The organism is Hansschlegelia zhihuaiae, assembly GCF_004103825.1.
GTDB classification, from domain to species: domain Bacteria; phylum Pseudomonadota; class Alphaproteobacteria; order Rhizobiales; family Methylopilaceae; genus Methylopila; species Methylopila zhihuaiae.
The window spans coordinates 121,217-145,158 of record NZ_RYFI01000003.1; the positions used below are offsets into that span (position 1 = coordinate 121,217).

20 protein-coding genes are annotated in these 23,942 nt (G+C 70.4%); 7 read left to right on the top strand and 13 right to left on the bottom strand.

All coding sequences use genetic code 11. The annotated features are described in order from the left end of the window. The first annotated feature begins 11 nt into the window (after positions 1-11). Together EK403_RS04480 and rpmG are read left to right on the top strand one after the other, a co-directional pair. The gene (locus tag EK403_RS04480) at positions 12-1,184 is read left to right on the top strand and encodes an MFS transporter (RefSeq protein ID WP_128776304.1); all 1,173 of its coding nucleotides are present in this window, start codon (positions 12-14) and stop codon (positions 1,182-1,184) included. Positions 1,185-1,262: 78 nt separating this feature from the next. Then, on the top strand, positions 1,263-1,430 hold the full coding sequence (rpmG, locus tag EK403_RS04485) for a 50S ribosomal protein L33 (protein WP_128776305.1): 168 nt from the start codon (positions 1,263-1,265) through the stop codon (positions 1,428-1,430). A gap of 183 nt (positions 1,431-1,613) precedes the next feature. Here the strand turns inward: rpmG and EK403_RS04490 are convergent, their stop codons facing one another. After that, positions 1,614-2,828: a hypothetical protein gene (locus EK403_RS04490; RefSeq protein ID WP_128776306.1), complete on the bottom strand. Its 1,215-nt coding sequence runs from the start codon at positions 2,826-2,828 to the stop codon at positions 1,614-1,616. On the opposite strand from EK403_RS04490, the gene EK403_RS04495 reads away from it, so the two are divergent. After that, on the top strand, positions 2,818-3,075 hold the full coding sequence (locus tag EK403_RS04495) for a hypothetical protein (RefSeq protein WP_128776307.1): 258 nt from the start codon (positions 2,818-2,820) through the stop codon (positions 3,073-3,075). The genes EK403_RS04490 and EK403_RS04495 overlap by 11 nt on opposite strands. A gap of 5 nt (positions 3,076-3,080) precedes the next feature. On the opposite strand, the gene EK403_RS04500 is transcribed toward EK403_RS04495, so the two are convergent. Both EK403_RS04500 and EK403_RS04505 read right to left on the bottom strand, forming a co-directional pair. Further along, positions 3,081-4,454, bottom strand: coding sequence for a PleD family two-component system response regulator (locus EK403_RS04500; RefSeq protein WP_128776308.1), 1,374 nt, complete (start codon positions 4,452-4,454; stop codon positions 3,081-3,083). A 9-nt stretch (positions 4,455-4,463) separates the two neighbouring features. After that, positions 4,464-4,835: a response regulator gene (locus EK403_RS04505; protein ID WP_128776309.1), complete on the bottom strand. Its 372-nt coding sequence runs from the start codon at positions 4,833-4,835 to the stop codon at positions 4,464-4,466. A 159-nt stretch (positions 4,836-4,994) separates the two neighbouring features. Here EK403_RS04505 and EK403_RS04510 point away from each other — a divergent pair, with 159 nt between their 5' ends. Beyond that, the gene (locus EK403_RS04510; protein WP_128776310.1) at positions 4,995-5,282 is read left to right on the top strand and encodes a DUF3572 domain-containing protein; all 288 of its coding nucleotides are present in this window, start codon (positions 4,995-4,997) and stop codon (positions 5,280-5,282) included. Between the two features lie 84 nt (positions 5,283-5,366). Beyond that, positions 5,367-6,632: a DNA polymerase IV gene (locus tag EK403_RS04515; RefSeq protein ID WP_128776311.1), complete on the top strand. Its 1,266-nt coding sequence runs from the start codon at positions 5,367-5,369 to the stop codon at positions 6,630-6,632. A gap of 143 nt (positions 6,633-6,775) precedes the next feature. Here EK403_RS04515 and EK403_RS04520 read toward each other — a convergent pair whose 3' ends face one another. Beyond that, complete coding sequence (locus tag EK403_RS04520) at positions 6,776-7,615, bottom strand: cell envelope integrity EipB family protein (protein WP_245479503.1); 840 nt, start codon at positions 7,613-7,615, stop codon at positions 6,776-6,778. 147 nt (positions 7,616-7,762) lie between these two features. Here EK403_RS04520 and EK403_RS04525 point away from each other — a divergent pair, with 147 nt between their 5' ends. Both EK403_RS04525 and EK403_RS04530 read left to right on the top strand, forming a co-directional pair. Continuing rightward, on the top strand, positions 7,763-8,227 hold the full coding sequence (locus EK403_RS04525) for a RidA family protein (RefSeq protein ID WP_128776313.1): 465 nt from the start codon (positions 7,763-7,765) through the stop codon (positions 8,225-8,227). 9 nt (positions 8,228-8,236) lie between these two features. Further along, positions 8,237-9,001, top strand: coding sequence for a glycerophosphodiester phosphodiesterase family protein (locus tag EK403_RS04530; protein ID WP_128776314.1), 765 nt, complete (start codon positions 8,237-8,239; stop codon positions 8,999-9,001). On the opposite strand, the gene EK403_RS04535 is transcribed toward EK403_RS04530, so the two are convergent. The 9 genes from EK403_RS04535 to EK403_RS22195 form a co-directional block, all read right to left on the bottom strand. Further along, the gene (locus tag EK403_RS04535; protein ID WP_128776469.1) at positions 8,991-9,776 is read right to left on the bottom strand and encodes a hypothetical protein; all 786 of its coding nucleotides are present in this window, start codon (positions 9,774-9,776) and stop codon (positions 8,991-8,993) included. The genes EK403_RS04530 and EK403_RS04535 overlap by 11 nt on opposite strands. 119 nt (positions 9,777-9,895) lie before the next feature. Then, on the bottom strand, positions 9,896-10,246 hold the full coding sequence (locus EK403_RS04540; protein WP_245479523.1) for an Hpt domain-containing protein: 351 nt from the start codon (positions 10,244-10,246) through the stop codon (positions 9,896-9,898). A gap of 43 nt (positions 10,247-10,289) precedes the next feature. Continuing rightward, a complete protein-coding gene (locus EK403_RS04545; protein ID WP_128776316.1) occupies positions 10,290-18,005 on the bottom strand; it encodes a translocation/assembly module TamB domain-containing protein in 7,716 nt (2,571 codons plus the stop codon). Positions 18,006-18,007: 2 nt separating this feature from the next. After that, positions 18,008-19,966 carry an autotransporter assembly complex protein TamA gene (locus EK403_RS04550; protein WP_128776317.1) on the bottom strand — a complete coding sequence of 653 codons (1,959 nt, stop codon included), beginning with the start codon at positions 19,964-19,966 and terminating at the stop codon, positions 18,008-18,010. An 85-nt stretch (positions 19,967-20,051) separates the two neighbouring features. Then, entirely contained in the window at positions 20,052-20,663 is a 612-nt protein-coding gene (locus EK403_RS04555; protein WP_128776318.1) for a MerR family transcriptional regulator, read from the bottom strand. Further along, positions 20,660-20,989 carry an integration host factor subunit alpha gene (locus EK403_RS04560; protein ID WP_128776319.1) on the bottom strand — a complete coding sequence of 110 codons (330 nt, stop codon included), beginning with the start codon at positions 20,987-20,989 and terminating at the stop codon, positions 20,660-20,662. The genes EK403_RS04555 and EK403_RS04560 overlap by 4 nt, the downstream gene beginning before the upstream one ends. Before the next feature lie 137 nt (positions 20,990-21,126). Then, complete coding sequence (locus tag EK403_RS04565; protein WP_128776320.1) at positions 21,127-22,092, bottom strand: beta-ketoacyl-ACP synthase III; 966 nt, start codon at positions 22,090-22,092, stop codon at positions 21,127-21,129. Beyond that, positions 22,089-23,165, bottom strand: coding sequence for a phosphate acyltransferase PlsX (gene plsX, locus EK403_RS04570; protein WP_128776321.1), 1,077 nt, complete (start codon positions 23,163-23,165; stop codon positions 22,089-22,091). The genes EK403_RS04565 and plsX overlap by 4 nt, the downstream gene beginning before the upstream one ends. Positions 23,166-23,301: 136 nt before the next feature. Further along, on the bottom strand, positions 23,302-23,808 hold the full coding sequence (locus EK403_RS22195) for a YceD family protein (RefSeq protein WP_164919494.1): 507 nt from the start codon (positions 23,806-23,808) through the stop codon (positions 23,302-23,304). Positions 23,809-23,942 lie beyond the last annotated feature (134 nt).

Sequence of the window (23,942 nt, forward strand, 5' to 3'; positions counted from 1 at the left end):
GACTCCCCCGCATGACCTCCGCCGCCGCCCCCTCCCCGACGTCCGACCGGACCCGCGGCATCGTCGCCGCCATCGCCTGCATCACGCTTGCGGGGGTGAGCCTCGCGCTGTCGGTGCCGCTGCTGGCCTTCGCCATGGAGGCGCGCGGCGCGTCGGGCTCGTTCATCGGCGCCAACACCGCGATGGGCGGGATCGCGGTGCTGGTCGCGACGCCGCTGATTCCGCGGGTCGCGTCGATGATCGGGGTCCGGCCGCTGCTGTTCGCGGCCCTCGTTCTCGGCGCCGCGACCATGATCGGCTTCGCGCTGGTCGACCCGCTGTGGGCCTGGTTCCCGCTGCGCTTCCTGCTCGGCGTCAGCCTCGGCGCGATGTTCGTGCTGTCGGAGTTCTGGATCACGTCGCTCGCGCCGCCCCAGTCGCGCGGCCTCGTGATGGGGGCCTATGTCACCGCGCTTTCGCTCGGCTTCGCGGCCGGCCCGGCGGTCCTGGTGGCGACCGGGACGACGGGCCTCCTGCCCTATCTCGTCGGCGCGGCGCTGTTCGTGGTGGCGGTGGCGCCGATCCTGGTGTTCGGCGCCACGGCGCCGAACATCGACCCGCCGCAGCCGGGTCGCGGCGTCCTGTTCTTCCTTCGCCTCGCGCCGGTGGCGACGCTCGCCGGCTTCACCTTCGGCGCCATCGAGACGGGCGCCTTCACGTTCTTGCCGCTCTACGGCGTGCGCACCGGGCTCGACGCGGACACGGCCGCCCTGATCGGATCGGCGGTCGCGCTCGGCAACGTCGTCTCGCAGATCCCGCTCGGCCTGCTCTCCGACCGGATGGACCGCCGCCGCCTGCTCATTCTGATCGGCGCCGGCTGCGCCCTGGGCGCGGCCGCGATCCCGCTCACCAACGGCTCCGTGGTCGCGTATTTCGCGCTCGCGACCGTCTGGGGCAGCGTGATCTCGGGCCTCTACACGGTCGGCCTCGCGATGCTCGGCGAGCGTTTCACCGGCGTCGACCTCGCCACCGCCAACGCCGCCTTCGTGATGATGTACGCCTCCGGCATGCTGGTCGGCCCGCCGGCGCTCGGCGTCGGCATGGACCTCTGGAACCCCCACGGCGCCCCCGCGATGATCGCGCTGATGCTCGGCGCTTACGCCATTCTCGCCGCGTCGCGCGGCAAAGCCGTGGCGCAGCCTTGACAGGCGGCCGCGCGTCAGTAGGTTGCGCGGCTTCAATCAGACTGCGGGCGAAGCGTCCGCCCGTTCGAGGAATTCGTCATGGCGAAGGCCGCCAACATCAAGATCAAGCTGCTGAGCACGGCCGACACCGGCTTCTTCTACGTGACCAGCAAGAACTCCCGCACCAAGACCGAGAAGATGGTGCTGAAGAAGTACGACCCGGTCGCGCGCAAGCACGTCGACTTCAAGGAGACGAAGATCAAGTGATCTTCGTCGTCCGGGCCTGATCAAAAGGCGCTTCGTCCGGAGCGCCTTTTTTGTTTTCGGCGGGTCACGCACGCGGGAAGCGGACGTCGACGACTTGGCGCGTCGAACGCGACGATCCCGGTCAGTCGTCGACGCCCGTCCGCGTCCGGCATGGCGGCGCGGAGCGGCCGGCTCGAAGCGTCCCTAGTCGACCCGGGCGCAGTTGTAGTCGCCGCCGCCCGAGGCGTCGAAGCGGGTGAGGCTTCCGGCGACCGTCTGGCCCAGCACCACGCAGACGCTGTAGCTCAGCTTCCTGTTCGTCGGAAAGCCGTTGAACGGGACCGACCGCGTGCCGTCATAGGTCGAGCCGAGGCTCATGCCGTAATAGGCCGTCGATCCCCAGGCGATCTTCTCGGAGGTCGTCACCCCGTTGGGATTGTCGTAGGGCAATTCGTATTGAGCGGACTGGTACGGCCATTCCCAGTCGCACGGCAACGCCTGTCCCCCGCAGCCGGCGCCTGCGGCGTCGTGGGTGGCGTCGGTCTGGCCGCGCCCGAACGCGAACCCGTCATTGATCTTGGTGCCGGCGACCGGCTGCGGCTCGAACAGCCCCATCTCGAACTGGCCGGCGATCAGCGCCGTGTAGCGCGACTCGTCATTGGCCGCGTTCCAGGTCCAGGTCGAGTTGCGGGTCAGCGTCGGCGACGTGGTGGTGAAGTGATAGGCGGCGTCGCCCCAGACCACGCGGGTGATGGCGCCGGAGCCGGCGTTGAAGTCCAGCTTGCCGTAGGGTCCGCGCAGGTCGAAGCTCACGAGGTCCGGCCCGGGGATCCGACTGAGGTCGACGACGGTCTGGATGCGCGGGTGATCGCGGCCGTCCTGGAACGACCAGGTAATCGTGACCGGCAGTTCGTAGAGCTGGAACAGGCTCTGCGAGAGCCCGAGCGGCGGCTGGTCGTCGCCGGTGTTGTCGTCGATTCCGCCCGGCGCCTTGGCGCCGTAGCGCGGATAGACGGTCTTGAAGCGGTAGCTCTTGAACTTCTTGCCGTCCGCCCCGACCCTGCCGGTCACCGCGAAGCCGCGGCCGAGCGGCGAGTCGTCCTTGCCGAAGATCTTGCCCGCAATCGTGTTCGACTCGCCATCGGTGAACTTGCGGTAGCGCTCGTGCGAGACGAAGTAGCCGAAGCCGTCGTCTTTCGGCGCGTCCGCCGTCACGGTCCGCTTCGCGCCGGTCGAATCGAGATAATTATACGTCATCCGGATGGCGTAGCCGCCATGGCCGGAATTGCCGGCCCCTTCGCGCTTCAACGCGACCGACCGGAACCGGCCTGCGCTGTCGCGCCATTTGAAGACGACTGCCTTCTGGCCCTTGATCGTCGCATTCGTGCGTTCGACCGCGACCACCGGAGTGGCCAGCATCGTCCACGTCGCCGCGGCCGCCGCCGCGAGCGTCGTCGTTCGCATCGCCATCATTGATTGCCCCCCACGACTTTCGGACCGCGCGCGTTCCGCGCGCCGCCTTCGAGGCGCGACTGCGGCCGATCCGAAAAAACGCGACGCCGACTTCGATCGGGCGCAGGGTGGTCCGGCGTCAAAAGCGCACGGCCGAACCGCCGCGGCAAGTCCCTTCGCCGCCGTTCCGCTCATGGCCCGATTTGATCAGTGAGACCCCTAGGCAGCGTCCGCCGCCACGCGGTTGCGGCCGTCCGTCTTGGCGCGATAGAGCGCGACGTCGGCGCGCTTGAGCAGGGCGCCGGCGTCGTCCTCGGCGCCGAGGAAGCTCGCGACGCCGACCGAGACCGTCACCTCGAGCGTCGCCTCGCCGCCGCGGATCTGGAACGGCGCGGCGGCGGTCTTTGTGCGGATGCGTTCTGCGACGATGCGGGCCACCGCGCCGTCGGTCTCCGGCATCACCACCACGAACTCCTCGCCGCCGAGCCGGACGGCGAGATCGATCCCACGCACGCTGGCTTTCAGCCGTCGCGAGAACTCGCGCAGCACGTCGTCGCCCGCGTCGTGGCCATGGATGTCATTGACCTTCTTGAAGAAGTCGATGTCGACCACGAGCGCGGAGAGCGGCCGGTCGCGGCTCGCCGCCTGGTCGAGCAGCGCCTGGAGATGCATCTCCATGTAACGGCGATTGTGCAGCCCCGTGAGCCCGTCGGTGATCGCGAGCTCCATCGAGGTCTGCAGGTTCGCGCGCAGCCGCTCGGTGTAGCGCCGCCGGCGCACCTGGGTCCTCACGCGGGCCACGAGTTCGTTGGCGTCGATCGGGCGCATCAGATAGTCGGTCACGCCCACCTCGAGCCCGCGCAGGACGCGGGAGTGCTGCTCGGGGTCGGCGATCAGCAGGATCGGCAGCATGCGGGTGCGCTCGAGCGACCGGATTTGCGCGCAGAGCCTCAGCGCGTCGAAATTCTCGAGCGAGAGGCTGACCACGGCGACGTCGTAATCGCCGTCGGCCGCGCGGAACAGCGCCTCGTGCGGCTCGACCTCGACGTCGACCGACTGGGTCGCGGCGAGCGCGTCGCGGATGCGGGCCGACGAGAGTTCGCGGTCGTCGACCAGCAGGACCCGGCCATGCTCGCCGGTGTCGGAGACCGCCTCCATCAGCGCGTCCGACATGCCGATCTCGCGCGTGGTCTGGGCGCGCAGCCGCAACTCGTCGCCGAGCATCTTGAGGCGCGCGAGCGAACGCACGCGAGCAAACAGCGCGACATCCGACGCCGGCTTCGTCAGGAAGTCGTCGGCGCCGGCCTCGAGCCCCCTCACCCGGTCCGACGGCTGGTCGAGCGCGGTGATGATGACGACCGGGATGTGATGGGTCTTCGGGTCGGCCTTCAGCCTACGGCAGACCTCGAAGCCGTCGATCCCCGGCATCATCACGTCGAGCAGGACGATGTCGCACTGGGCGCGCGCGCAGAGCTCCAGAGCCGTCGCGCCGTCCGGCGCGGTGACGACGTCGAAATACTCCGCTGTGAGCCGATCTTCGAGCAGCTTCACATTGGCGGCGACGTCGTCGACGACGAGGATGCGGGCGGTCATGCGGGTCGGTCAGCCTTCGCCGAGATAGTGTCTGACGGTTTCGAGGAACTTCTGGACGGAGATCGGCTTCGACAGATAGGCCTCGCAGCCGCCGCCGCGGATGCGCTCCTCGTCGCCCTTCATGGCGAAGGCCGTGACCGCGATCACCGGGATCGCCCGGGTGCGCTCGTCCTCCTTGATCCACTTGGTGACGTCGAGGCCGGAGACCTCCGGCAGCTGGATGTCCATCAGGATCAGGTCGGGCAGGTGGGCGCGGGCGAGCTCCAGCGCCTCGACGCCGTTGCGGGTCTCGATCGTGGCGTAGCCATGCGCTTCGAGAAGGTCGTGGAAGAGCTTCATATTGAGCTCGTTATCCTCGACGATGAGGACGGTCTTGGGCATGAAGGACCTACACTCCTCTGCGCCGCCTACGCACGCAGTCCAAAGCCGCCCGGGAAGACGGGGCCTAACGGAAAACGTTAACCGTTTTCGGGCCGCCGCGATCCTGTTTTCAGCGGGACCGAGCCTAGCCGAGATGTGTTAAGAAAGGCGCATCCCAACATGAGACGACACGCCGTGATCGAGCCGTCCGCGGAGGACGTCGCGGGCCGGGCTCTCGGCTTTCTGGCCGCCGATCCGGAACGCCTCGGCCGCTTCCTCGCGCTGTCCGGACTGGACCCGGCGACGATCCGAGAGGCGGCGCGGGAGCCCGGCTTTTTGCCGGGAGTGCTCGACCACATCCTGACGGACGAGCGGCTGCTGACGGAGTTCGCCGAGGCCGAAGGGCTCGCGCTCGAGGCGGTGGGACGCGCGCGGGCCGCGTTCGGCGCCCCGCATCCGGAGCAATGACGCGGCCGCTTGATCGGACGGACTGTCCCGCCTGCGGCGAAGCGGGCAGAATGACGAGACGCGCTTCGCGCCTCGAAAGCCCGGATGTCCGACGCCCTCGCCTTCTGCCGCGACTGCCTGACCGAGTCGCCCGGCCCGCGCTGCCGGGCCTGCGGCAGCCCGCGCATGGCGAGCCATCCGAAGCTCCGGGCGATGACCGTCGCTCATGTCGATTGCGACGCCTTTTTCGCCTCGATCGAGAAGCGCGACGACCCGAGCCTCGCCGACAAGCCGGTGATCGTCGGCGGCGGCAAGCGCGGCGTCGTCTCGACCTGCTGCTACATCGCGCGCATCCGCGGCGTCCGCTCGGCGATGCCGATGTTCAAGGCGCTGAAGCTCTGCCCCGACGCCGTGATCGTGAAGCCGAACTTCGGAAAGTACGTCGAGGCGAGCCGGGCCGTGAAGGCCAGGATGCTGGCGCTGACCCCGCTGGTCGAGCCGCTGTCGATCGACGAGGCGTTCCTCGACCTTTCCGGCACCGAGAGGACGCATCGCGCCCCGCCCGCGGTCGCGCTCGCGCGCTTCGCGCTCGAGGTCGAGCGGGACGTCGGCATCACGGTCTCGGTCGGCATGGCGTCGAACAAGTTCCTGGCCAAGATCGCCTCCGAGATCGACAAGCCGCGCGGTTTCGCGGCGCTCTCGATCGACGAGGCGCCGGCCTTCCTCGCGCCGAAGCCGGTCGGCTTTCTCTGGGGCGTCGGCCCGGCCTTCGCATCGACGCTGGAACGCGACGGGCTGAGGACGATCGGCGACCTGCAGCGTGCCGAGCCGCGCGAGCTCGCCCGGCGCTACGGCGAGCAGGGCCTGCGCCTGTCGCGCCTCGCGATCGGACAGGATTCCAGGCGCGTTGAGCCAGACCGGGCGCGCAAGAGCGTCGGGGCCGAGACCACCTTCGACGTCGACCTCCGCGACGCCGAGGCGCTCGAGGCGCGGCTCTGGCGGCTCTGCGAGAAGGTCGCGGAGCGCATGCGCAAGGACGGCATCTCGGGCTCGGTCGTCACGCTGAAGCTCAAGACCGACGAGTTTCGCCTGCGGACCCGCGCCCAGGCCCTGCCCTCGCCGACGAGGCTCGCGGGCCGGATCTTCGAGGCGGCCCGGCGGCTGCTCGCCAGGGAGATCGACGGAACGGCGTTCCGGCTGATCGGCGTCGCGCTCTCCGAGCTCGGCCCAGCGTCGGACGCCGACCCGCCGGATCTCGAACGCCGCCATGCGCGCCTCGACGCGATCGAGACGGCGGTCTCCGAGCTCAGGGCGCGGTTCGGTCAAGATTCGGTCGACCGCGCCTTCGCGCGGCGGCCGCGGGAGAGGTGAGCGCAACCTGATGTCCCGGCCTTGAGCCGGGACCCATTGCGCGCTGCGGCGCCAAGACAGTGACCTACCGTCCGACCAAGCCTCTAGGCGTCGAGCCGAATGAGTCCGGGCTCAAGGCCGGGACGCGGCGAAGCGCCAGACGCTCACTTCTTGCAGGGCGTCGGCTTCATGATCTCGAGCTCCTTCAGGTCCCCGTCGATCACGAAATCCCCGTAGTCGATCTTGAGCGCCCGGCTGATGCCGTTGGCGTAGAGGTCGAAGCTCATCTGGTAGTCGGGGGTCTGCTCGCCGTCGGTCTTCTTGCCGCGCTCGAAATAGCTGATGGCGACCGGCCAGTAGGTCTCCTTCTCGAGCTCGGGGCGCCGGGCCGGCGCCTCGAGGCCGGCGGGCGGCGCGTCGGCCGGCTTGCCGATGACCGCGAGCGTGTCAAACGTTTTGTCGCCCGCTTCCGAACCGTCATAGACCGAGGCCTGCAGCAGCGTCTGCTTCTCGCGCGCGGCTTCGATGATCTTCACGAGGTGCTCGGTCGGGAACAGCATCCGGGCCTCGTAGCTGTTCGACAGCCGGTTCGGCTTGGAGATCGTGACCTTCACGGCGTCGCCGGCGCGCTCGGCGCGGCCGTCGGTGTCGCGGTCGAGCTGGTCGTTGAGGAAGTTCTGGGCCTGGAAGCGGAAGCTCTTGCCCGCCCCGTCCTCCCAGGTCTCGGAGCGCAGGTCCGAGACGTTGGTCTGGCCCTCGCCGTTTCCGATCTCGGTCACCTGCCGGAAGTTCAGCGCGTAGCCTTCGCAGGCGTCTCCGGTGAACTGGTAGACGATGCGCCCGCGGACCTGGTCGATCGAGCCGGCCCCGCCGCGCGCCTGGCTGAGGCGAAGCTCGTAGATCGCCCGATGCGGGATCAGGGTGACCTGGGCGGCCGCGGGAAGCGCAGCCGCCGTGGCGGCCAGGAGCGCCGCCGGAAGGGCGAAGGGGCGAAGTCCGGTCAAGTGCATCGTGCCTCGTGTCGTATCCTTCCCCAATGTGCGCCGAACGTCCCGAAAGGCAATGTCCGCGGCCCCTTGTCCACCCCGCTTGCGGGCCGCCCGGAACTGCGCCACACGGTCCGGGGACAAGGCATAATCGAGGAGAAGACAATGACGCGGCGCATCGAAGCGCGACTGGCCGAACTCGGCGTCGACCTGCCGGACGCCCCCGCGCCGGCCGCGAATTACGTGCCGGCCGTGATCTCAGGCAAGATGCTCTATGTCTCGGGCCAGCTGCCGCTGTCCGGCGGGGCGGTCACCCTGAAGGGCCATCTCGGCGACGGCGTCGACATCGAGGCCGCGCGCGACGCCGCCAAGCTCTGCGCGATCAACATCCTGGCGCAGGCCCGCGCCGCGATCGGCGATCTCGACCGGATCGCCCGGATCGTGAAGCTCACGGGCTTCGTGTCCTCCCGCCCCGACTTCGGCGACCAGCCCAAGGTGATCAACGGCGCCTCCGACTTCCTGGTCGAGGTGCTGGGCGACAAGGGCCGCCACGCCCGCTCGGCGATCGGCGTCGCGGCGCTGCCGTTCGACGCCGCCGTCGAGGTCGAGGCCGTCATCGAACTGGAGTGATGTCCGGCCATGGCCGCCCTCGACTGGTTGGTGGCCCGCCCGATCGCCCATCGCGGCCTGCACGACAGGTCGCTCGGCGTGATCGAAAACACGCCCAGCGCCGTGGCGCGGGCGCTGGAACACGGGCTGTCGGTCGAGATCGACGTCCAGCTGACGGGAGACGGCGACGCCGTCGTCTTCCATGACGCCACGCTCGACAGGCTGACCGAGGCGACCGGGCGCGTCTCGGGAATGCCGCTCCAGGACTTGCGCAAGGTGGTGTTCCGCGAGACTGCAGACCGCATCTGGACACTCGACGACTGCCTTGACCTGATCGGCGGCCGGCAGGCCCTTGTGGTCGAGATCAAGTCCGACTTCGACGGCGACATGCGGCTCGCGCGGCTCGTGGCCGACCGGCTCCGGCTGCGCGGCGGACCGGTCGCCGCCAAATCCTTCGATCCCCGCGCCGTCCGGGCGATCGCTGCCTCGGCGCCGCGGCTGCCGCGCGGGATCGTCGGCGAGGCCTTCGCGGACGACGACCCGCATTGGGCGGGTCTCTCCGGCTTCGAGCGTTTCAAAGCCCGCAATCTCCTTCACTGGCCTCTGACCCGCCCCCAATTCTTGTCCTGGCATGTCCGCGACGTCGGCCGGCGGGCTATCCGGCTCGCGCGCGCCGCCGGCCTGCCGGTGATGACCTGGACGGTCCGCACGCCCGAAGATCAGGCGTATGCGGCGCTTTACGCCGACCAGATGATCTTCGAAGGCTTCATGCCGGACGGCGTCGTCAGAACCTGAGCCCGATCCCGACCGTCGCGCCGCGCTCGTCGAGGCAGTCCTGGCCGACCGGGGTGAAGAAGGCCGCGGCGAAGATCGACCACCTCTCGTTCAGGTCGAAGATCGCGGCGCCCTGGAGCTTGTGGATCCGCTGCTTCAGCTCGTAGGGGCCTTTCCAGCGCCCCGTTCCGATCTGGTTGAAGTTCTGGACGAGCAGCAGGAGGCGCTCGATCGGCCGGATTCCCAAGGTCACGTCGATCCTCATCTCGTTCGCCGGGTCGCCGCTCCGCCACCGATAGCCCACGCCCATATCGAGGAAGGCCGGCTTTCCGAAGACTTCGAAGCTGCGCGCGACGAGGCCTCGGACGTCGGCCTGGTCGTCGGTCTCGCCGATGGCTGCGAGGCCCGAGCCCTTCTTCGCGCCGGCGATGACGGCGGAGGCCTGCGCCGAGACGATCCAGCCGTCCTGCGACCAGAGCCGCGCCCGGGCGCCGGCCTCGGACCGCCCGAGCCCCTCGCGGTCATGCACGCCGCCGTCCTTGGCCTCGATCCGCTGCAGGGCCGTCGATCCGAAGAGGGTCAACCCCTCGAGCGCGCCATATTCCACGAAGGCCTGGAGCTCCCGCTTCTCGTATCTTCCGCGCGACTGGCGCTTGCCCATTCGGTCGAAATACTCGTCGCCGGACATCACATAGCCGGTCAGGAAGGCTTTGACCTCGCCGCGTTCGAGCGTGAAGGCGCCCGCGGCCGCCGCATGCGGCGCGGCGGCGGTCCCCAAAAGCGCGAGTAAGGTCATGACCGGGACGCGCATGGCGTCCTGCCCCCAAGCGAAGGCCGCCGGCCTCCGGGCCGGACCCCGCGCCACGATCCTGCCGCAATCGATTCAAATTGCAACCAAAGCGATTCGCAACCGCGTCAGTCGCGGCTCTCGACCAAGGCGAGGATATCTCGAACGAGCTCGCCGGACGCGTCGGAAGGCAAGCCGCCGCCGGCGACGCGGGAGGCGATGACGCGCTTCTCCAGTTGAGCGGCGCGCCGACCCAGCTCGAGCAGCCCGAGGGTCGGAGACGCGCCCGCCAGATTGTGGAGGCCGAGACGCAGGCTGTCGCCGGCGGCGGCCGCGGCGGCGGCGTCGGGCCCTGAGGCCGCGTGCGCGGCCTCCGCGAGCTGCGCCAGCCGGTCGCCGAGGCCGGCGAGGAAACGGGCGCGCACGGCCGCGATCCGTTGCGCCGTCCGGGCCCGCGCCTGCTCGTTGTCTGTCGTCATATCGGTCACGACCCGCCGCTCCTGCCGACGGCAATGCGCCCCCTCAGTAATCCCATTCGACGGCGACGCCCGCAGAAGTGTTGCCGCCAGCGCCCGCCATGCCTTGCGCCTTAATGTTCTTGGTGATGTCGATGTTCACGGTGGCGCCCGAGGTCTCCGGCGTCGTGCCCTGCCGAAAGCCGAGATAGATGTTGTCGGAGATGTAGCGTCCCACGCCCACGCCGAAGCCTCCCCCGTCCCCCGCCCCGATGTCGAGCGTATCGACCCCGAGCCCCTTGCGCAGTCCATCGAGCGGTCCGGCCCCGCCGCCGCCCATGCCCGAATATTGCGCGACAGCCTGAGCCAGGGTGATGGCCTGGCTCGGCGAAAGCTCGCCCGAGGATTTGTCAAATAAGAGGCGCGACAGGACTTCATCCTGCGGAACCGCGGGATTCGACGTAAATTCGATCTTGGGGCTCGACGCCGTGCCGGTGATCACGACCTGCGCCGTGATGCCCTTCGCCGGGGTCTCGGCCAGGAAGTCGAGCGTCGGATCGAGGTCGCCCGCGAAACCGATCTGCCCGCGCGTGAAGTTCAGGCGCTTGCCGATCACGGTGATCGAGCTGCGTCCGCGGCGGAGCTCGAACTTGCCGACTGGCTGCGGCTCGGCCGACGTTCCGGCGATCTTGATTTCGCCGCCGGCCTCCGCGGTCATGCCCATGCCGCGGATGAAGATGCGGTTCTGCGCCTCGACCGTGATGTCGAGGGTCGCGAGGAACGCGTCGTCCTTCGAGCCGCCGCCGCCCTTGCTCTCGCCGGCGTTGACGACGTCCTGCTGGCGCGTGAACGCGGCCGGCGCATGGATGTGCTTCACGCCCGGCAGCGGCGTGTAGCGCGCCGGGATGCGGTCCGGGATCTGGATCTCGACCGAGCGCGTGCGGATCGTGCCGTTGACGACCGGGCGCCGCGAGAGCGGACCCTGCAGCTTCAGATTGGCGTCGGTGATCGCGGTGACGATGTCGGTTCCCATCACCTCAGCGTTCTGCGCCTGGAAATTGATCTCTCCGGGGAAGCCGCGCGCCGGGTCGACCGCGACCCTGCCGGAGCCCGAAATCGTGCCGCCGTTGCGGGTGGTCGCCCGCAGGCTGCGGACCTCGACATTGGTCCCGTTGGCCGCGATCGAGGCCGACATGCCGCGCAGCTGAAGGCCCGATGCCCGGTTCGAATAGGACGCGTTGGTGAGGCCGCCCGCGCCGTTGACGCGCGGGCTCGAGGTCGGACCGCCGACCTTCACGTCGAAGCTCGCGACGCCGTCGATGCGGTCGCCCGAGACCGACAGCGTGTCGTTGAGGAAGCCCAGCGGCGCGCGGCCCTCGACCGTGAGGTCGAGGTCGCCGGCGCCGAGCGGCGCCGAGCCGCGCGCCGTGACCCTGAGGCCCTGTGCGGCGGTCACCACCGTGTCGGTGAAGATCCGTTTGCCGTCGAGCCGGCCCTTGGCGTCGATGCCGGCCGCCGGCACGCCGGCCCCGCGGGTCGCCCGGGTCGAGAGCTCGCTCACCTTGAGCGAATAGGTCCCGGTGGGAGCGGCGATCGTGCCTCCCACCTTCGCCTCGCCCTGCAGCGAGCCGTTGGCGCCGAGGCCAGACGAAAAACCGTCGGCGAGCGAGAGCGGCGCATTGCGGATCAGCACGGTGACGTCGAGCGGACCGGCGCCGAGCGGCGCGGAGCCGTTCGCCGTGATCCGGAGGCCGCTGGCGCCCGTCAGCGCCGTGTCGGTCGTCACCCGTCCGCCGCCGAGATCGCCCTTCGAGACGATCTGCAAGGGCGGAACGCCCTTGGCGGCCGCCGCGGTCAGACCGGAGACGCGGAGATCGTACCGGCCCGTTGGGGCCGCGACCGTGCCCGCGACGTTGGCCTTGCCGGCGAGCTTGCCGCCGAGGCCGAGGCCCGGCGAAAAGCCGTTCGCGACGGCCAGCGGGACCTCGGCGATGTCGAGAGCGAGTTCCACCGGGCCCGAGCCGTTGACCGGCCCGGCGCCTTTCGCGGTGAGCCGCACCCCGCCGCCGCCCGTGACCGAGGTGTCGGTCGTGACGCGCTGGCCTTCCATCGTCCCGCGCGTCGCGATCTGGAGCGCGGGCACGCCCTTCGCCTGCGCGGCCGTGAGGTTCTCGACCTTCAGGTCATAATTTCCAACCGGCGCGGTCAGTTGGCCCGCGACCTTCACGTCGCCGCGCAGCTTGCCTCCGAGCCCGAGCGAAGGCTGGAACGCGTTGGCGATCGCGAGCGGGACCTCCCGGATCGCGACGGCCATGTCGACGTCGCCGGCGCCGAGAGGCGCGGAGCCCTTGGCCGTCAGGCTTACCCCGCCGCCGCCCGTCACCACCGTGTCAGTCGTGACGCGCTGGCCTTCGAGCGCGCCCTTGGTCTTGATCTCGAGCGCCGGCACGCCCTTGGCCTGCGCGGCGGTCAGGCCCGTGACAGCGAGGTCGTAGGTCCCGCGCGGGGCGTCGAGCGGACCCTGCACCCTGGCGTCGCCGCGCAGCACGCCGGCGAGGCCGAGCGTGGGCTGGAAAGCGTTGGCGAGCGCCAGCGGCAGCTCGCGGATCGTGACGCCCACATCGAGGTCGCCGGCGCCGATCGGCGCCGAGCCCTTGGCAAGAAGCTGGATGCCCCCGCCGCCCGTCACCGTCGTGTCTGTCGTGACCCGGTCGCCCTCGAGCGCGCCCTTCGTGACCACCTGAAGCGCCGGCACGCCCTTGGCCGGCGTGGCGGTCAGGTCCGAGATGGCGAGATCGTAGCTCCCGCGCGGGGCCGACACCGGCCCCGTGACCCTGGCGTCGCCGCGCAGCACGCCCGCGAGGCCGAGCTCGGGCCTGAAACCGTTGGCGAGCGCGAGCGGCAGCTCGCGGATCGCCACCGCCATGTCCAGGTCGCCCTCGCCGATCGGCGCCGAGCCCTTGGCCGTCAGGCTGACGCCACCCGCTCCGGTGACGCTCGTGTCGGTCGTCACCCGCTCGCCCTGCAGAGCGCCGACGGCGGCGACCTGGAGCGGCGGCACGGCCCTGGCTCGCGCGGCGGTGAGGTCGGAGATCTTGAGGTCGTAATCGCCGACCGGTCGCGTCGCGGGTCCGCGCAGCCGGACGTCGCCGCGCATCACGCCGCCGAGGCCGAGCTCCGGCCGCACCGTGTTGGCGAGAGCGAGCGGCAGTTCGCGGATCGTCACGCCGAGGTCGAGGTCCCCGTCGCCGAGCGGAGCCGAGCCCTTCGCCGCGACGCTCAGGCCTCCGCCGCCGGTGATCGTCGTGTCGGTGGTCGCGCGCGCGCCCTGGAGCTCGCCCTTGGTGGCGATCTCGAGCGCCGGCACGTCCTTGGCCTTGGCGCTGGTCAGGCCCGTCACCGTCAGGTCGTATGTCCCGACCGGCGCCGAGACCGGCCCCGTCACGCGCGCCTGTCCGCGCGCCTCGCCGGCGAGGCCGAGATCCGGCGCGAACACGTTGCCGAGCGCGAGCGGGAAGGAGCGGAGACCGACGGTCATGTCGAGATCGCCCTCGCCGATCGGGGCCGAGCCGCGCGCCGACGCCTGTATGCCGCCGCCGCCGGTGATCAGCGCGTCGGTCGCAACGCGCTTCGGGTAGAAATCGCCGCGCGCGACGACGAGCAGCGCGGGCACGCCGCGGGACTGCGTCGACGTCAGGTCCTCGACGGTGACGTCGTAGACGCCGGAGGGCGCGTCCGCGGGTCCGGTGATCCTGGCCGTGCCCTTGAGCTCGCCGCCGAGGCCGAACTCGGGCGCGAAGGCGTTGGCGAGCGCGAGCGGCGCGCGGCGCAGCGACACCGTCATGTCGAGGTTGCCCTTCCCGATCGGGGCGGAGCCTTCGGCCGCGACGTCGAGCCCGCCCCCCGTGACCGTCGTCTGCGTCGTCACCCGCGTGCCCTGCAGCGCGCCGCGCGTGTCGATCTGGAGCGGCGGCAGGCCCTTGGCCGGCGCCGCGACGAGCTCCGTCACGCGCAGGTTGTAGTTGCCGCGCGGGGCGTCGACCGGGCCGCTGACGCGGATGTCGCCGCGCGCCATGCCGGCGAGGCCGAGCTCGGGCTTCACCGCGTTCGCGATCGCGAGCGGCAGTTCGCGGATCGAGACGCCCATGTCGATCTCGCCCGGCCCGAGCGGGGCGGAGCCCTTCGCCGTCAGGCTCAGGCCGCCGCCGCCAGTGATCGCGGTGTCGGTCGTGACCGTGCGGCCCTCGAGTCGGCCCTTCGTGTCGATCTTCAGCGCCGGGACGTCCTGCGCCAGCGCCGTCTTCAGGTTGACGACCTGGAGGTCGTAGGTCCCGCGCGGCGCGTCGATCGGACCCGCGACCTTGACCGCGCCCTTGAGCTCTCCGCCAAGGCCAAGGTCCGGGGCGAAGGCGTTGGCGATCGCGAGCGGAATCTCGTCGATCGCGACGTCCATGTCGACGTCGCCGGCGCCGAGGGGCGCGACGCCGCGCGCGGTCGCGCGGATTCCCCCGCCGCCGGTGATTGCGGCGTCGGTCGTCACGCTGCGGCCGCGGAGCTCGCCGCTCGCCGCGACCGAGACCGGCGCGACGCCGCGAGCTCGGGTCGAGGTGAAGTCGATGACGCGGGCGCGATAGGTCCCGTTCGGCGCCGCGACCGACCCTGTGATGCGCGCGTCGGCCTCCAGCCGCCCGCCGAAGCCGAGCTCCGGCTGGAAGGCGTTGGCGAGCGCGATCGGCAGGCGCCGCACCAGCACGGTCATGTCGAGCTCGCCCTCGCCGAGCGGCGCCGAGCCCTGCACGACGGCGTTGATGCCCCCGGCCCCGGTGATCGCCGTATCGGTCGTGACGCGCTGACCCTCGAGCCGGCCCTTGGTCGCGATGGCGAGCGCCGGGACCTTGGCGTCGCGGAGCTTCGCGATCGAGAGGTCCGCGACGTTGAGGTCGAAATCGACGGTCGGCTCCGTGGCCGCGCCGGTCACCGTCGCGCCGCCCGCCGCCATGCCGGCGAGTTCGAGTCCGGGCGTGAAGGCGTTGCCGAGCGCAAGCGGCAACTCGCGCAAGCCGATCTTGAGGTCGAGCCGCTCGCCCGCGCGCCCAGAAACGTCCAGCACGCCGCCCTCGCCGGCCCGCAGCGAGAAGGCGTCGATCGCGACCTCGGAGCCGATCAGCCTGAGCCGGGCCGGCGCGGCGAGGCCCCCGGTCTTGCCGCCGCCCGCAAGGTCGAGCCGCGACAGGTCGATGCGGGTTTCTGTCGGCGTGTAGGCCACACGCGCGTTGGCGCCGAGCGCCGAGCCCAGCGCGCCCATGTCGAGCTTCACGTCCATGCCGTTCGGCGCGCCCTTGGCGACCACCGCGAGCGTGTCGATGGCCTGGCCGCCGGCGACGATCGAGGACCCGTTGACCGTGCCGTCGATCCTGAGGTTTCCCGCCGGGTCCATCACCGTCATCGCGACGTCGAGCGACCCGACCTTGGCGCCGGGCGCGGCGACGCCGGACCCGTCGAGGTCGATCACAACCCGCTGCACGCCGTTCTCGACCGACAACGCGACGTCGCCCTCGACGGAGCCAGCGAGCTCGGTCAGCGCGAGCGCGCCGACCTCGGACAGGTCGGACGCGTCGAAGGCGAGCTTGCCGGTCGCGAGCCCCTCGGGCGTCACGGCGACGTCGCCCGTCACAGTCGTGGAGGCGATCGCGACGTCGAGACCCTGCACGCGGCGGACGCCCGAAGGCTCGGTGACGAGCCGGCCCGCGCCCTTGATCGCCTTGCCGTCGAGGCTGCCGGAGACCGCGATCGTTCCGGCCGCGGCCTCCGTCACGTCGGTCGCGTCGATCCGGATCTCGACGTCCTTCAGGGTCTTGTCCAGCGCCCGGCCCTTGGGGAGCTCGACCACGGCCTTGACGCCGAGATCGTCGAGCCGGCCGGTGAGGTCAGCGTCGACGGTCGCCTTGCCGGCGGCGCGCGGGTCGATCAAAGCGAGGTCGGCGACTTCCGCCGCGATCTTCGCGTCGGCGCGCTCGCGGGTCGCAGACCCGTTCGCGGTGACCGTGACGTTCTTGCCCCGCGCGTCGAAGCCGCGGAACGTGAAGGAGCCATCGTCGGCGCGTGTCACGCCGCCCTTGATCGAGAGGTCGCCGCCGGTCAGCGCGTCGACCTGCGGGACGCCTGTGACGAGCCCGCTTCCGGAGCCGTTGGCCGAGACGACGAGGCGCGACATGTCGAAGGCGACGTCGAGGTCGCTCGCGAGATCGATCGAGCCCGCGAGCGGGCGGCCGACGAGCGGCGCGAGGGTGGAAAGGTCGGAGGCCTGAACCGTCGCGCGGCCCTTCACGGCCTCGGGAGAGGCCGTGCCGGCATAGGTCGCGCGAACATTCGCGAGCTCGATCTCAGCCCGCTCGATGTCGGCGAAACCGCGGAGGTCGCTGACGGCGGCGGCGGAGAGCGAGAGCGACCTGCCGAGGCTGAACAGACGGTCGTCGGCGAATTTCACGCCCTCGGCCGAGCCGTCGACCTTCGCCGCGACATTGGTGGTCTCCTTGGTCAGCGGCCCGTCCGGGACGGCCGAAAGGGTGAACCGCCCGGTCTCGGCTGCGCCCTGCGGGGCTGCGAGCCCGCCGCCGTCGACGGTGGCGTTCACCGCCGGATGGTCGAGCGGTCCCTTAGCCGTGCCGAGGACGGTAAGCGAGGCCCAGCGCGTGCCGGGCGGCAGCAGCTTGTCAAACCGCGCCGGATCGCCCGCCCGAAGCTCGTAGGACAGGTCCATGGTCTCGGCGTCGGGATCGACCTTGCCGCGCGCGCCGAGCCTCACCGCCGGGATGTCGACGGTCGCGTCGACGATCTCGATCGGCCCCTGATCGGGCACGATCGCCTCGGCGGCGATCTTCGACATGCCGTCGACCAGCTTGGCATAGGCCGGCGGCGCGATCCGCCCGACGTCGCCATTGAGGCCGATCGTGACCCGACGCGCCTTGTTCTCGCGCTTGACCTCGGCCGCGCCGTCGATGCGGCCCTGGCCGCCCGCCGTCAGCACGAGCTGGGCGCGCAGCGCGTCGAGCGTGCCGGCGCCCTCCATGCCGACGTCGATCGGCGGCAGGCCGGGGATCTCGGCCAGTCGGGCGATCAGCCCGCCGGCGGGCTCGGAGGCGCGCAGCGAGATCTCGACGCCGTTGGTGGCGGGCACGAAGCGCGCCCGGCCGGCGACTTGGCCTTTCGTGTCGTCGATCCGGCGCAGGTCGAACTCGGCCGACACACCCTGCTTCGGCTGGCGGATCTGCGCCGACATGCTGGCCGCGAGCCGCGCGGGAACGCCGATCACCGGCTCGGCGAGATTGAGGTCGGCGAGCGTGAACCGGTCGAGCTTGATCTCGATCGGAAGCTCCGGGAACAGCGGGGCGTTGGCATCGGGCGGCGGCGCGGGCTTGGACGACTCCGGATATTCGGGCTCGCGCGCGACGTCGACCTGCCCGACGTCGACGAGATTGACGGTGAGCTTGCTCGAATAGAGGTCGAGCGGCGACCAGACCACGCGGGCGCGGTCGAGCTTCAGCCATTCGCCCTTGCGGTCGGAGAGCCTGACGTCCTTCAGAGTGAGGTCGTAGGGGAACGCGCCCTCGATGTCGCCGATCGCGATCTTGGTGTCTTCGGAGCTCGCATAGGTCGAGACGATCGAGGCTACGGTCGAGAGCCCGTGCGCCGTCATCAGATAGGCCACGACGGCGCCGAGCACCACCACAGGGATCAGCAGCAGGACGCCGAGGACGATGAGGGCGCGCTTCAGGATCGCCATGGTCAGAACGCCTGTCCGATGGAGACGTAGAAAGCGACGCGCGGATCGTTCTTGCCACGCCCCATGACGGGCGTCGCGACGTCGAAGCGGATCGGACCGATCGCCGTGTAATACCGGAGTCCGAGGCCGGCGCCGACGCGGATGTCCTCCTTGAAGTCCGGGATCTCCTTCTCGAAGGCCGCGCCGGCGTCGACGAACGGCACGACGCCGATCGTGTCCGTCACCTTGATGCGCGCCTCGAGCGAGGTTTCGAGCAGGCTGCGGCCGCCGACCGGCTGGTCGTCCCGCTCGTTGCAAGGGATCGACCTGTCGGGCCGCGGCAGGATCTTCTCGCAGAGCGGGCTCGCGCTCTGGAAGGCGAAGCCGCGGATCGAGCCGCCGCCGCCGGCGAAGAAGCGCCGGTTCGCCGGCACGTCGGCCGTGGTCGAAGGCCCGACGATGGAGCCCGCGCCCACCCTGCCGGCGAGAATGTAGCGGCCGTCCTCGTCGAACGCCCAGTAGGCGGAGATCTGCCCCTCGAAGATGTTCAGCGACTTCTGCTTGCCCTGGGCGTTGTAGTAGGGCGCCGCCGAAATCGTCGCTCTGATGCCTTTGGTGGGATCAAGCGGGCTGTCGGTGCTGTCGAAGGTGACGCTGACCGGGACGCCCGTGAGCAGGAAGTTCTCCTCGCCGAAAGTGTCGCGGATGGTCGAGGCTTCGACCTCGAGGCCGGCTTGCGCGGACAGGTGGGTCGAAAGCTTGGTGCGGATCGCGATCTGGCCGCGAATGCCGTCTCGCCAATAGGCGTCGGGCCGCTCCCTCAGCGCCTCGACCTCGGCGAGCAGGTCGTCATACCCCCTGAAGATTCCGGGTTTCTCGAACTGCGCGCGCAGCTGATACTCGTACTCCGCCGGCTTGTTGGTGATCAGCTTGCCGACGCCGGCGTCGAGCCTCAGCTTCTCGGCGCCGCCGAACAGATTGCGGTGGCCCCAATAGACGTTGACCCCGGCGCCGTCGATCGAGTCGTATTTCGCGGCCGCGCCCACATAGCGGAACTTCTTCTCCTCGACCTCGACCCGGATCGGCACGCGGCCCGAGGCGTCGGGCTCGGTCGCCTCACGCACGCGGATCGAGCCGAACACGTCGAGCTTGGCGATCTCGTCGCGCAGCTCCTTGACCTTGGCGGGGTCGTACTGGTCGCCCGGCCGGAATGGGACGCGGCCCTGAACCACCTTGGGGTCGACCTCCTTGGTCCCCGAAATGGTCACCTCGCCGAAGGGCGCGCGCGGACCGGCCTGAACCTGGATCACGACGTCGAGCTGGTTGCGGGCGTGATCCGCCACGGTGCTGCGGTTCGGGGTCTTGGCGAAGGGATAGCCGTCCGAGCGGAGCTGATCGACAATCTTTGACTCGGCCGCGAACACGGCGGTCGACGGCGCGGGCTTGCCGGTCTCGAGTCCGGTCTTGCGCAGGTTGATGTCGGCGGCCGAGGCGCCGCGGTCGAGCGGCTGGAGACGGATCGAGCCGAAGGTGAAAACCGGCCCCGGATTGATCTTCACGACGGCGGGGACGGGCTTGCGGGAGCGCTGGGCCGCATCCGCGGCGGATTCGGACGTGACCGAGACGCCGGCCACGGTGACGTCGACGATCGCGCCGTAGCGCCCCGTGGCCATCAGGGCCGCGGAGATGCGCTCGATGTCGGCCTTGGCGCGGCCGACGAGCCCCGGCGGACCCGGCGGCGCCTCCTTCTCGAGCGTCTTCAGCGTCGAGGTCTCTTCCGCGATCTTCTGGACGTCGGCGTCGCCGCCCTGGACTTGGAACGTCACCGTATAGGGAACGCCCGGCACGGCCGTGGCGGCCGCGGGCGGCGCGTCCGGCGCAGGCTGCTGGGCCCTGACGGCCTCCGGCGACGCGCATATCAGGGCCGCGGCGGCGAGCCACGACGCGCAGGCGCCGTCCAGGGTCTTACGCAACGCTGCCATTCTCGCCCGTTCCGCTGCGCGGCCGGACGCGAAACGCCTCTCCGGCCGACTGCCGATGTCACGCCGCGTCTCGCGACGCCCTGCGTCAGGACCGCCCGGCGAGCAACCTGCGGCAGGCCGCAAGCTCCTCGAGCGCGGCCGATAGACGACCGGCCTGGTCCTCGGTCAGGCGGGCGCGTGGCGCCGCCGGCTCCGGCTCGACCGTCGTCTGATTGTCTTGGGACGACGGCGTCCGCTCAAGCGAATACGCGCCAGCAGACCCTTCCGGATCGCTTTCACGAGGCGAGAATTGCGGTTCGGCGCGCCGCTGTGGCGCCCAAAGCTCAGGTCCGGCGGGCGGGACCGCTCGTGCGGACGTCTCCGGCGCGGCCTCGGCGGCGTCGCCCGGCGCGAGGCCGGCTGCCTGCGCGATCTTCCGTCCGCCCTGCTCGCGCAGGATGCGTTGCACGCCGCGGATCGTGTAGCCTTCGCCGTAGAGCAGCTGCTTGACGCCGCGCAGCAGGTCGACGTCGTTGGGCCGGTAGTAGCGCCGGCCGCCGCCGCGCTTCACCGGCTTGATCTGCGGGAAGCGGCTTTCCCAGAAGCGCAGGACGTGCTGGGGAAGACCGAGTTCCTCGGCCACCTCGCTGATCGTGCGGAAGGCGTCGGGCCCCTTCTTCGCGCCCTCGCGACCCTCGTCCTCCGGATCCTCGCTCACGCCGCGCCGTTCCCGGCCTTGGGCGGATCGCCTTCGCCGCCATTGATGCGGTGCTTCAGGATGTTGGACGGCTTGAACACCATCACCCGCCGTGGCGGGATCGGCACCTCCTGTCCGCTCTTCGGGTTGCGGCCGACGCGCTCGCCCTTGTCGCGCACCACGAAGGAGCCGAAGGAGGACAGCTTGACCGTCTCTCCGCGTTCCAGACAGTCTCCGATCTCGCTCAGGACCATCTCGACGAGAGCCGCGGACTCGGTGCGCGACAGCCCCACCTTCTGGTAGACGGCCTCGCAGAGATCCGCGCGCGTAACCGTGCGCCCCGCCATGCTGTCAGTCCCCCCACACGCCGCGTTCTCGCGCGGTCTTTGGTCTGGCGCTAAACCCCGCCGGACCAAGGCTATGTGTCTGACCTTTCCGGGTCAACGGCCGCGATGCGCCATCGTTGAACGAAGTTGTCGTCCGTTCACCAGCGTATGAGGGCCGACCCCCAGGTGAAGCCGCCGCCCATCGCCTCGAGCAGCACGAGGTCGCCCTTCTTGATGCGCCCGTCCTGGCGCGCGACGGCGAGCGCGAGGGGGATCGAGGCCGCGGACGTGTTGCCGTGGCGGTCGACCGTCACCACGACCTTCTCGGGCGCGATGCCGAGCTTGCTCGCGCTCGCGTCGATGATCCGGCGGTTGGCCTGGTGGGGCACGAACCAGTCGATCGTCTCGGCCGTCTCGCCGGTCGCCTCGAAGGCGTCGCGGATCACGTCGGTGATCATGCCGACCGCGTGGCGGAACACCTCGCGACCCTCCATCCGGAGATGGCCGACCGTGCCAGTCGAGGACGGGCCGCCGTCGACGAACAGCTTGCCCTTGTGGCGGCCGTCGGATCTGAGATGGCTCGTCAGCACGCCGCGATCCGTGCCCTTCTGAGCCTCCAGCACCACGGCGCCGGCGCCGTCTCCGAACAGCACGCAGGTGGTGCGGTCGGTCCAGTCCAGGATGCGCGAGAAGGTTTCGGCCCCGATCACGAGCGCCCGCTTCTGCTGGCCCGAGACCAGGAACTTGTCAGCGACCGCGAGCGCGTAGACGAAGCCGGAGCACACCGCCTGCAGATCAAACGCGAAGCCAGTGGTGATCCCAAGGCCCGCCTGCACAGTCGTTGCGGTCGCGGGGAAGGTGTTGTCCGGGGTCGAGGTGGCGAGCACGATCAGATCGATCTCGCTCGCCTCCATTCCGGCGTCGGCGAGCGCCTCGCGGGAGGCCGCGAGCGCGAGGTCCGACGTCATCTCCCCTGGCGAGGCGATGTGGCGGGCGCGGATGCCGGTGCGCTGCACGATCCACTCGTCGGTCGTGTCGACAGTCTTCGCGAGGTCCTCATTGGTCATGACCTCGGACGGGAGATAGGCGCCGCAACCGCGGACGACGGACCGGATCGGGCTCACGACGCGGCCCCGACGAGCGCCGCAGGCGCCTCCTCGTCGGTCTCGACGCGGGTCGACTGTTCGTGCGCGAGGCCCTGGCGGATCTTCTCCATCAGGTCGTAACGCGCCATGTCGTAACCAAGCTCCACCGCCGAGGCGAAACCTTCGGCGTCGGTTCCGCCATGGCTCTTGATGACCACGCCGTCGAGGCCGAGGAACACGCCGCCGTTCACCTTGCGCGGGTCCATCTTCTCCTTGAGCGTGTCGAAGGCGTGCTTGGCGAGCACGTAGCCGACCTTCGACAGCAGCGTCCGGCTGATCGCCGAGCGCAGATATTCGCCGATCTGCTTGGCCGTGCCCTCGGCGGTCTTGAGCGCGATGTTGCCCGAGAAGCCTTCGGTCACCACGACGTCGACCGTGCCCTTGCCAAGGTCGTCTCCCTCCACGAAGCCGCGGAAGTCGAGCGTGGAGAAGTCGTCCTCGCGCAGCAGCCGCGCGGCCTCCTTGACCTGCTCGACGCCCTTGATCTCCTCGACGCCGACATTGAGCAGGCCGACCGTCGGACGCTCGATGTCGAACAGGATGCGCGCCATCGCCGCGCCCATCACCGCGAAGGTCACGAGCTGCTTGGCGTCCGCGCCGATCGTCGCGCCGACGTCGAGCACGATCGACTCGCCCCGAAGCGTCGGCCAGATCGCCGCGATGGCGGGCCGCTCGACGCCGGGCGTCATGCGCACGCAGAGCCGCGACATCGCCATCAGCGCGCCAGTGTTGCCGGCCGAGATCGCGGCGTCGACCTTGCGGCTCTTCATCGCATCGAGCGCCAGCCACATCGAGGATTTGTAGCGACCCTTGCGGAGCGCGACGCTCGGCTTGTCCTCCATCCGCACCGAGACGTCGGTATGCAGGATCTCGGAGACCGCCTTGAGCGCGGGATCGGCGTCCAGCAGCGGCCGGATCTCGGCCTCGTCGCCGACGAATAAGAATTTGAGGTCAGGCTTGCGCGACAGCGCGATCGAGGCGCCGGGCGCCACGACGCTCGGGCCGTGATCTCCGCCCATGGCGTCGAGAGCGATGCGAACCGTGTCTGTCATGCGTCCTGGAGCCGGAATGTTCTCGCCCTGCGAGACTGGGCCGCGCCTTGGTCGGCAGGCGACGGGCGACGGTTCGGGCGCGCCGGGACCATAGCGGCTGCCGCCCGCGAGGCAACCCTGAGCGAACGTCGGGGGATCAACTAGGTTCGTTCCGGCGGCCGAGGCCGCGGAGAGCGGCGAAGGGCGAGTCGCTCGGATCGCGCTCCTTCGGTTCCTCGAACGCGACGCCCGGCTTGCGTGGATGGAGAGCGAGGCCGAGCGTGAAGAACTCGGCCGCCACCGCTCCGAGATCGACGACGCCGTTCTGGAACGTATCGGGCGGATCGTCGTCCTCGGATTCGTCGGCGACGGAGCTTTCCGGGACGAAGCGGACGTCGATCTCCTCGTGGACGGCCTCGACGAAGGGCTCGAGCGTCACCACGCAGAGGCGCGTCGCCGCCGCCTCGAGATCGCCCGTCACGCTGAGCCCCTCGCGACCGAACGGCCGCACCGTCAGCCGCGCGAACAGGCGCTCGACGGATTCGACCTCGTTCTCGGCCGCAAGCCTCTCCAATTCGGCCGGGCCGGCCTCGATCTCGATCACCTCGCCCTCGGCGGGCGCGCTCGAAACCACGAAGGGCCGCGACAGCGGCGCGTCAGTCATGCCGACTGCTCCTCGATCTCGGGGAAGGCGGGACCGCGTGTGGTCAGTTCGTCGACGGGCTGCGCGGCGAGCGCCCGGTCGGCGCGCAGCGCGTAGGCGGCGAGCCGCGCCGGCCCGTCGGCGGGGGCGGCCGG